The organism is Streptomyces sp. NPDC059853 (genome assembly GCF_042731495.1).
Classification (GTDB): domain Bacteria; phylum Actinomycetota; class Actinomycetes; order Streptomycetales; family Streptomycetaceae; genus Streptomyces.
This window is the reverse complement of sequence record NZ_JBHWJL010000243.1, coordinates 1-8,116: the sequence shown is the minus strand read 5'-3', so window position 1 is coordinate 8,116 and position 8,116 is coordinate 1. Positions and strand designations below refer to the sequence as shown.

The 8,116-nt window shown below is 68.5% G+C and carries 6 protein-coding genes; 5 read left to right on the top strand and 1 reads right to left on the bottom strand.

Features of this window, described 5'->3' with window-relative positions; all coding sequences use genetic code 11:
• Positions 1–311 precede the first annotated feature (311 nt).
• The 5 genes from ACFV5N_RS21280 (at position 312) to ACFV5N_RS21260 (ending at position 5,599) form a co-directional block, all read left to right on the top strand.
• The gene (locus ACFV5N_RS21280; protein ID WP_385602134.1) at positions 312–1,427 is read left to right on the top strand and encodes an NAD(P)-dependent alcohol dehydrogenase; all 1,116 of its coding nucleotides are present in this window, start codon (positions 312–314) and stop codon (positions 1,425–1,427) included.
• Positions 1,428–1,474: 47 nt separating this feature from the next.
• Positions 1,475–2,557, top strand: coding sequence for an MBL fold metallo-hydrolase (locus tag ACFV5N_RS21275; protein ID WP_385602131.1), 1,083 nt, complete (start codon positions 1,475–1,477; stop codon positions 2,555–2,557).
• A 52-nt stretch (positions 2,558–2,609) separates the two neighbouring features.
• Complete coding sequence (locus ACFV5N_RS21270) at positions 2,610–3,515, top strand: NADP-dependent oxidoreductase (RefSeq protein ID WP_385602128.1); 906 nt, start codon at positions 2,610–2,612, stop codon at positions 3,513–3,515.
• 51 nt (positions 3,516–3,566) lie between these two features.
• Positions 3,567–4,289 (top strand): alpha/beta fold hydrolase, encoded by a 723-nt coding sequence (locus tag ACFV5N_RS21265; protein ID WP_385602126.1) that lies wholly within the window; start codon positions 3,567–3,569, stop codon positions 4,287–4,289.
• Between the two features lie 167 nt (positions 4,290–4,456).
• Positions 4,457–5,599 carry a Gfo/Idh/MocA family protein gene (locus ACFV5N_RS21260; RefSeq protein WP_385602123.1) on the top strand — a complete coding sequence of 381 codons (1,143 nt, stop codon included), beginning with the start codon at positions 4,457–4,459 and terminating at the stop codon, positions 5,597–5,599.
• A gap of 414 nt (positions 5,600–6,013) precedes the next feature.
• Here ACFV5N_RS21260 and ACFV5N_RS21255 read toward each other — a convergent pair whose 3' ends face one another.
• Positions 6,014–8,089 carry a LuxR C-terminal-related transcriptional regulator gene (locus ACFV5N_RS21255; protein WP_385602120.1) on the bottom strand — a complete coding sequence of 692 codons (2,076 nt, stop codon included), beginning with the start codon at positions 8,087–8,089 and terminating at the stop codon, positions 6,014–6,016.
• Positions 8,090–8,116 lie beyond the last annotated feature (27 nt).

Sequence of the window (8,116 nt, the reverse complement as noted above, 5' to 3'; positions counted from 1 at the left end):
GACGCCACCACCCCTGGCGGCACCGGGACCCACGGCCGCAGATGACGTCACAACCCAGGGACACGCCACACCCCTTCTGGCCGTGGGGGTCCGCGATCACGGACGCGGACACCAAGGGCCCCATGGCGGCAGCCTTCGATGATCCGGGCCCGTGGCGGATACGGCGACCGATCCGCGAGTACGGGCAGCCGACATAGGTTCGGACCCGCTGAAGGGTTCCTGAAGCCCACAACCCCGATCAGGGAGTCGTTGATGATGTCAGTTCCTCGTGACCATGGCGCTCGCGGCGCTTCGCGGCAGGCTCACGGCGTATGACCACTTCCGCGCGCGCCGCCGTTCTCGAAGCGCAGGATGGGCCTTTCGAATTTCGCGACATCGAGATCGAGGACCCGCGGCCCGACGAGGTACTCGTTCGCATGGTCGCGACCGGAATATGCGCGACCGACGCTCACGTGCGGGCGCAGCGAATGGCGACGCCGCTGCCGGTGGTGCTGGGGCACGAGGGAGGAGGAATCGTCGAACGCGTGGGGGCCGCTGTCACCACCGTCGAGCCCGGTGACCACGTCGTCCTCTCCTACCACTCGTGCGGCCACTGCAAGCCGTGCATGTCCTCTCACGCGGCCTACTGTGACCACGTCTGGGCGGCCAACTTCGCGGGAGCCCGCCTGGACGGCTCGAACGGTATCCACGTCGCCCACGGTGCTGAGCCGCACGGTCACTTCTTCGGCCAGTCCTCGTTCTCCACCCACGCCCTGACCCACCAACGGAACACGATCAAGGTCCCCCGCGATCTGCCGCTCGACGTCATGGCGCCGCTGGGGTGCGGGCTGCAGACGGGCGCGGGGGCCGTACTCAAGGCCCTCGCCGTGCCGGCGGGAGCGTCCTTCGCGGTCTTCGGCGTGGGAGCGGTGGGCCTGGCGGCGGTCATGGCGGCGCATGTTGCGGGTGCCACCACCATCGCCGCCGTCGATGTCGACGCCAGCCGCCTCGAGCTGGCCCGCGATCTCGGAGCGACGCACCTCGTCAACCCCGGGGAAGTCGAGGATCTGACCGGCGCGCTCCGGACCGTCGACGAACGCGGTCTGGAGTACGTCCTCGACACGAGCGGCCGCGCGGAGAACCTCGACGCCGGAGTCGGCGCCCTGGCACCGCTGGGCCGATTCGGCTTCGTGGCGTTCCACGAAGGAGCAGGCGCCATGCTCGACGCCGGCCGGCTCACGCTCGGCCAGTCGCTTCAGGGCATCATCCAGGGCGACGCCGTCTCGTCGCTCCTGATCAACGACCTTGCCCAGCTCTATCGAGCGGGCCGGTTCCCCATCGACCGACTGTTGTCCTTCTACGACTTCGCCGACATCAACACCGCGTTCGAGGATGCGGGCTCGGGCCGCGTCGCCAAGGCGATCCTTCGCTTCACGTCACCGGGATAGACCACCCGTCCGACAGCTTCCCAAGAACACAGAAAGGCGTCCCGCCGATGTGCCAGAGCAGTCAAATACCCATCAACGTCGAAGAAACCCCGAGCTTCTACGGGATCGACCACTACGGATTCCCCCGCGTGGGGGCGGACGACCCGTCGGACCCCGAGGGATATTACCCCCCATACTTCCAAAGCGAGCACTTCCAGAAGTACGGCTACCACGTGGAAGAACTGCGCGGCGGCTTCTACTGGGTCACCAGTGCCGGCTACGACGCCGCATTCGTGGTGACCGAGGAGGGCGTGGTCGCCATCGACGCACCCCCGACACTCGGTGAGAACATGCTGGCGGCGATCGAGGACGTCACCGACCAACCGGTGACCCACGTCATTTACAGCCACTGGCACGCCGATCACATCGGCGCGGCCTCCGTGTTCGGTCCCGACGTCGAAATCGTCGCCCACCGCATCACCAAGGAACTCCTGGAGCGCTTCCCCGACCCGAAGCGTCCCCTGCCGACGAGGACATTCGACGACGAACTCGTCCTCGAGGTGGGCGGCGTGAGCCTGCAGCTCTCCTACAAGGGAGAGAACCACTGCCCCGGCAACATCTTCATCTACGCACCCCAGCAGAAGGTGCTCACCGCCGTGGACATCGTCAGTCCGGGAAGCGTCACGTTCATGCACTGCGACGCCTCGCAGAACATCTCCGGCTGGTACGAGGCTCAGTCTCAGATCCTCGAATACGACTTCGACTACTTCGTCGGCGGGCACCACATGCACTACGGCACCTACGAGCAGGTAAAGCTGTGCGTGGAGTACTTCGCCGACGTGCTCGAGGGGGCGACCGCCGCGGTCGAGCGGTTCAGCCGCTCGGATGCGCTCGCCGACATCGTGACCGGCACCGGCTGGGACAGGATCTTCGTCGGCACCGAGAACTGGATCAGCTCCATGGCGAACTACACCACCCGCCACGTCCTCGAGAAGGAAACGAGCGACGGCCGGCTCTGGTGGGAACGGCTGGCAGGAGCCACCACCCAGACCAAGTACCACGCGTACACCGTGCTGGAATCGATCCGCCTCGAACGGCCACGACCCGACTACCGCCTGCGGGGCGAGAATCCTCCGGTCTTCCTGACCTGACACCGTTCTGAACGGTGCGAGCAAAAGACCCTTGTATACGAGAAGGATCATCATGAAAGCCGCCGTCATCACCTCGTTCGGCGAACCTTCCGTGTTGCGGGTTGCGGAGGCTCCGCGACCGGTGCCGGGTCCGGGTCAGGTACTGGTGCGGGTTCACGCCGCCGGGGTGAACCCGGCGGAGATCCTGGCACGCGCCGGAGCGTTCCGCCTGCGTGCTCCCGCCATCATCGGATTCGAGTTCGCCGGCGTCGTCGAGGCGGTCGGCCCGGGCGTCGTCGAGGGCGTGGTCGGCGACCGCGTCGCCGGGTGGCCGGACTCCGCCACCCAGGGCTCCTACGCCGAGTACACGGTCAGCAGCAACTTCGCGACGATCCCCGACGGCGTTTCCTTCGAGGAGGCCGCGGCTACCGTCATCGGCGCCGACAACGCGGCGAGGGCTCTCGCGCTTCTGAACATTCGCCCGGGTGAAACGCTCGTGGTCACCGGCGCGAGCGGTGCTCTGGGCGGCGCCGCCGTGCAGTTCGCGCGACAGCGGGGTGTGACGGTGATCGGCATCGCCGGGACTGCCAACGCCGACTTCGTCAGGAGTCTCGGAGCGACCCCTGTCGCCCACGGCCCGGGCCTGGTCGATCGCATCCGTGCCGCCGCTCCGGGCGGGGTCGACGCCGTGCTCGACACCGCCGGCAAGGGGCTTCTTCCCACCCTCGTCGATCTTCTCGGCGGCCCCGACCGGATCGTGACGCTCGCCGACCGCGATGCCGCACAACACGGCGTCGCATTCAGCCCCGGGAGCAGCGGGAACCGCGACCGCGGCCCTGTCCAGGAAGCCCTGAATCTGATCGCCGCCGGCGCATGGACCGCACGCATCGGCCGGAGCTTCCCACTCGAGGAGGCCGCGGACGCTCATCGCCTCGTCGCCACGGGCCACACCCACGGCAAAGTCATCCTCCTTCCCTGACTCGGCCGACCGGCCATTCCACCACGGCAACAATCAATTGGAGAATCCGAAATGCCTGCGGTCCTCGTCCATGGTGTACCTGATACCCACCGGCTTTGGGACACCGTCCGTTCCTATCTTCAACGCGAAGATATTGTGACGATCGACCTCCCCGGGTTTGGCGTACCCCTACCAGCGGGATTCACGTCGACGAAAGAAGAGTATCTCGATTGGCTTATTAAGAAGATCGAAGAAATCGGCGAACCCGTCGACCTGGTCGGTCATGATTGGGGGTCTCTGCTCACGGGCCGTCTCGCGTCTGTCCGACCAGATCTGGTGCGGACATGGACTGGCATCAGCGGACCAATCGACCCGGAGTATCCGTGGCACCATCTTGCCAAGATCTGGCAAACGCCGGGCGAGGGCGAGCAATGGATGGCGGACCTCGACCTCGAGACGTTCGCAGCAAGCCTCAACGAGGCGCAGATGCCGCGCGACGCGGCAAACGAATCGGTCCGGCATATCGATGCCACTATGAGGGCAAGCATTCTCGCCCTTTACCGTTCGGCGATCGAGGTCGGGGCGGAGTGGAAGCCAGGTTTGAGCAACGTGACCGCCCCAGCGCTGGTGATCTGGGGCCTGGACGATCCGTTTCTTCCTCACCGCTTCGCCGACGAGCTCGGTAATGCTACACGCGCACGTGCCGTCTTCAAGCTGCGCAGCTCGCACTGGCCGATGATAGAGCGTCCGGCCGATGTCGCGCGCGAACTCGAGGCCCACTGGGCTCGCGTGTAAAACCTGCGCTTGGGTCACTCGGGCTCAACCCTGCAGCCGCTACGCGAACGGCGATAATTGCTCGCTCGCCAGGGTGAGCCCGAGTACCCACGCATTTGTCCGGAAACGAATCATCGTGACGCAGCCCGAAGAGCGTTGCCGGGGCTGCACACGGCAGGAGCATCCTCATGACGAATTCAGCACATACCCGGATCGGCGTCGGCCTTATCGGGGCCAGTGCCGATCGGGGTTGGGGCGGAATTGCTCACGTCCCGGCGCTGCAGGCGCTCGACGCGTTCCAGATCCGCGCCGTCAGCACGACTCGTATGGAGAGCGCGAACGCGACCGCTCGTCGGGTGGGCGCCGATCTCGCCTTCGACACACATGAGGCTCTGGTCGTGCGACCGGAGGTCGACCTGGTGGTGGTTGCGGTCAAGGTGCCGGAGCACAAGCAGATTGTTTCCGACGCGCTGGCCGCGGGCAAGATGGTTTATTGCGAATGGCCGCTCGCAAGAAACCTATCGGAGGCCGAAGCGCTGGAGGGGTTTGCTCGCAAGCGGCGGCTGCGGACGGTTGTCGGGTTGCAGGGCGGCCTGCACCCGCCGGTCCTCTTCCTTCGCGACCTCATCGCGCAAGGCGTGATGGGCAAGCCGCTCAGCACGAGCATCCGAGCGCAGGTGACCGACGACATGTGGGTCGGCCGATATGACCCGCCGGTCGAGTACATGGCTCACGCAAAGCATGGCGCCACGCTTCTGAGCATCATGCTCGGCCACGGCCCCGAACCGCTTGCGCGCGTGCTCGGCACGTTCGAGAGTCTGTCCGCCGTCGTCGCCAATCAGCGCGGTGACGGCGTCCGCCTCTCCGATGGCGCGTCGCTGCCGAAGGACGCGCCGGATGAGATCGTCGTCGCCGGCGTTCTCGAAGGCGGGGTCGTCACTTCGCTGCACTACAGTGCCGGACAGTCTGCCGGCTCGGCGACGGTATGGGAGATCCAGGGCACCGAGGGCAGTGTGCGTGTGGAGTCTGCGTCGGGTTACATCCATTTCACCGATTTCACCACCACGCTGCGCCGCGGCAGCGAGCCTGTCCACGTGCTCCAGGTCCCCCCCGCTTACGCGGCTCCTGACCTGCAACTCGACGCACCCGCAGCGGGGGTCGCCCGCCTCTACGCCCAGTTCGCCGCCGACCTCCGCGAAGGAACCGCCCATGCGCCGGATTTCGCGGTCGCACTCGATCGCCACCGGGTACTCGAGGCGATCACACGGGCCGCTGAAACAGGTCATCGGCAGCATCTGTCCCGCCCCGACCGAAGGAACTCCCATCTTTGAACCCGGGAGAGGCACTGCCGCAGGACCCGAGGAGATGGCGATCCGCGAGCTCACCCTGACTTGATCACACAGAGCTGACTCGCACCGTGTCGAAGAACCCTGCCGACCAGCGGGACCCCGCCTCCCGCGCACCGCCGTCGGCGGAGGTGCCGAGCAGGCCGTTCGTCGCGGGGCTGCGTGACTCGCCGCGGGAGCCGGAGTCCTGCCACTGCGTCGATGTAATGGCGCGCGTGGGGCAGGGTTTCGGATGTGGGCGTACGGTGACCTCTCGTCACGCGTCGCACGGCGTTTCGCCGCGGGCGCGGGACAACGTCAGCGACGCTACGGATCAGGGCCGCTGAGCGCATCGGGCGGGCAACCCGTCGTCTTCCGCCGGAGGCGTCGTGTGCCCGCTCCGCCGCGGCCTCCCTGCGCTCACGGCGGCTCGGAACCGGCGTGGAGGTGGCTCAGCTCGCTTCGCGTGTTGATGCCGAGCTTGGCGAACACGTTCCCGAGGTGGTGACCCACGGTGCGGTGGCTGATCCGCAGCTGTACGCCGATCTCGCGATTCGTCAGCTGTTCGCCGGCCAGTTGGGCGACTCGCTGTTCCTGAGCGGTGAGCCGGCCCACCGCTGGAGTGTCCGAGCCCCCGCGGCGGCCCGGCGGCCCGGTGAGGTCCTGTTCGCGCTGCGCGCGTTGGCGCAGCGGCTCGGCCCCGAGCCGGTCGAACGCCTCCAAGGCGGCGCCGATCCGGACGCGCGCATCGGTCCGCCGGCGGCCCCGTCGCAACCACTCGCCGTAGGACAACTGAGCGCGCGCGTAGAGCAGCGGCTGGCAACGGGCACCCGGCACGTCGAGTGCGGCCCGGAAGGCACCCTCGGCCCGGGCGCCTCCGAGGAGCCCGCGCGTGACGTGCGCGGCGCAGCGGGCCCACGGCGCTTCCGTGCGCCGCGCCCAGGCTTCGAGCACCCGAATCCGTTCGTCCGCGAGGTCGCTTCTCCCGACGCGCACGGCCGCCTCGGCTGTGTCGAAAGCGGCCAGGAGCGCGATGGTCCGGTGCTCCGCGCCATGGCCCGGCTCGGTCAGGTGCACCAGGATGTCCAGTGCTTCCTCGGGACGCTCGTGAAACAACGAGGCCATACCGCGGTTCCAGTACGCGGCCGCGCTCAGCGCGCGGACACCCTGCGGGAGCGATGTCTCCAGAGTCCTGGCGGTGGCCTCCGCGACGGCGCGCTCGTCACCACGCGCGGCGGCGAGCCAGCCCAGGCTGGTGCGGCAGTGGGAGGCGATGTGGTCGGCACCCAGGTCCTGGGCCAGCCGCAGTCCTTCCGTGGCCGAGGACTCCGATTGCGGCCAGCGGCCGGCAGCGTTGTCGAGCATCGCGGTCTGGGCCAGGACGATGGCGAGTCGAGCGCGCTCGCTGCGCCGCCGCAGGTGCGGTAACCGGCGGCACAGCGCATCCACTGTCGGCTTTTCGATCCCCCAGGCCAGGGCGAGGGGTGTCGGTGGCAGCAACGGCAGGATGGTCGTACGGGCCCGCGCGGCGGCATCGCCGGCGTCGGGGGTGTCCGCCGGCGCCGCGTCGGCAGACGCGTCGTCGCTCCACCAGGCCGCCGTGCCGGGTAATCCGGTCCGGCCCTCGACGCCGTCTTCGAGCAGCAGCTCCAGCGCGCTGTCCCGCAGGTCGCCGCGTCCGACGGACCAGGCGGCGCGCATGGCCAGCGTGCCCAGTTCCAGCGCAGTTCCCGGTTCCGAGACGCGCTTCATGTCGGTGATCAGGAAGTGGTGCGCCATTTCGGGCATGCCTCGGGTGAACTCCATGATCCCCCGCAGGCCCCGGCTCCGCCGGGCGATGTGAGCACCGGGGGCCAGCCGTTCCGCCTCATCGAGCAGGCGCTCCGCCGTGGCTGCCCACCCGGCGTCCCAGGAAGCCCTGGCCGCCTCGGCAAGGCGTTGTGAAGCGTCGATCGGTGCGGCCGACAGTTCGGCGGCCCGCCACCACGCCCGTGCCGCCGTCTTCGTGGCCCCGCGGAGCCGGGAGCGGGCCGCGGTCCGTTCGAGGAGCCTCGCGACGTTCTCATCGCGGCCATGGGCCAAGGCGGCGAGATGCCATGCGCGGTCTTCCGCCTCGTCCGGCATCGTGGCGGCCAGGGCGCGGTGAGCCCGGCGCCTCGTCGCGGCACCGCAGCCCTCGTAGACGGCTCTGCTCACGACGGGGTGCCGAAAGCCGACGCGGTTGCCCGCCACGTGGAGCAGGCCCGTGTTGGTCACTTCTTCCCAGGCGGCGTCGCCGGCACCCCACGCACGGCCGGCACGCTGCACCGTGAGCCGGTCGCCGTGTTCCTCGGCCGCCGCGAGCACGGTCAGCAACTGCGCCGGAGGGCTCAGGGCCTCGATCCCGGCACGGAATGCCCGCTGCAGGCGAGGCCCGACGGGCGGTCGTCCTCGCTCCCGGCCGTGCTCGGCGTCGTCGATGGCGCCCCCGTGCGTGGCCACTTCGTGCAGCGACAAGGGGTTGCCCCCCGCCTACCGGACCAA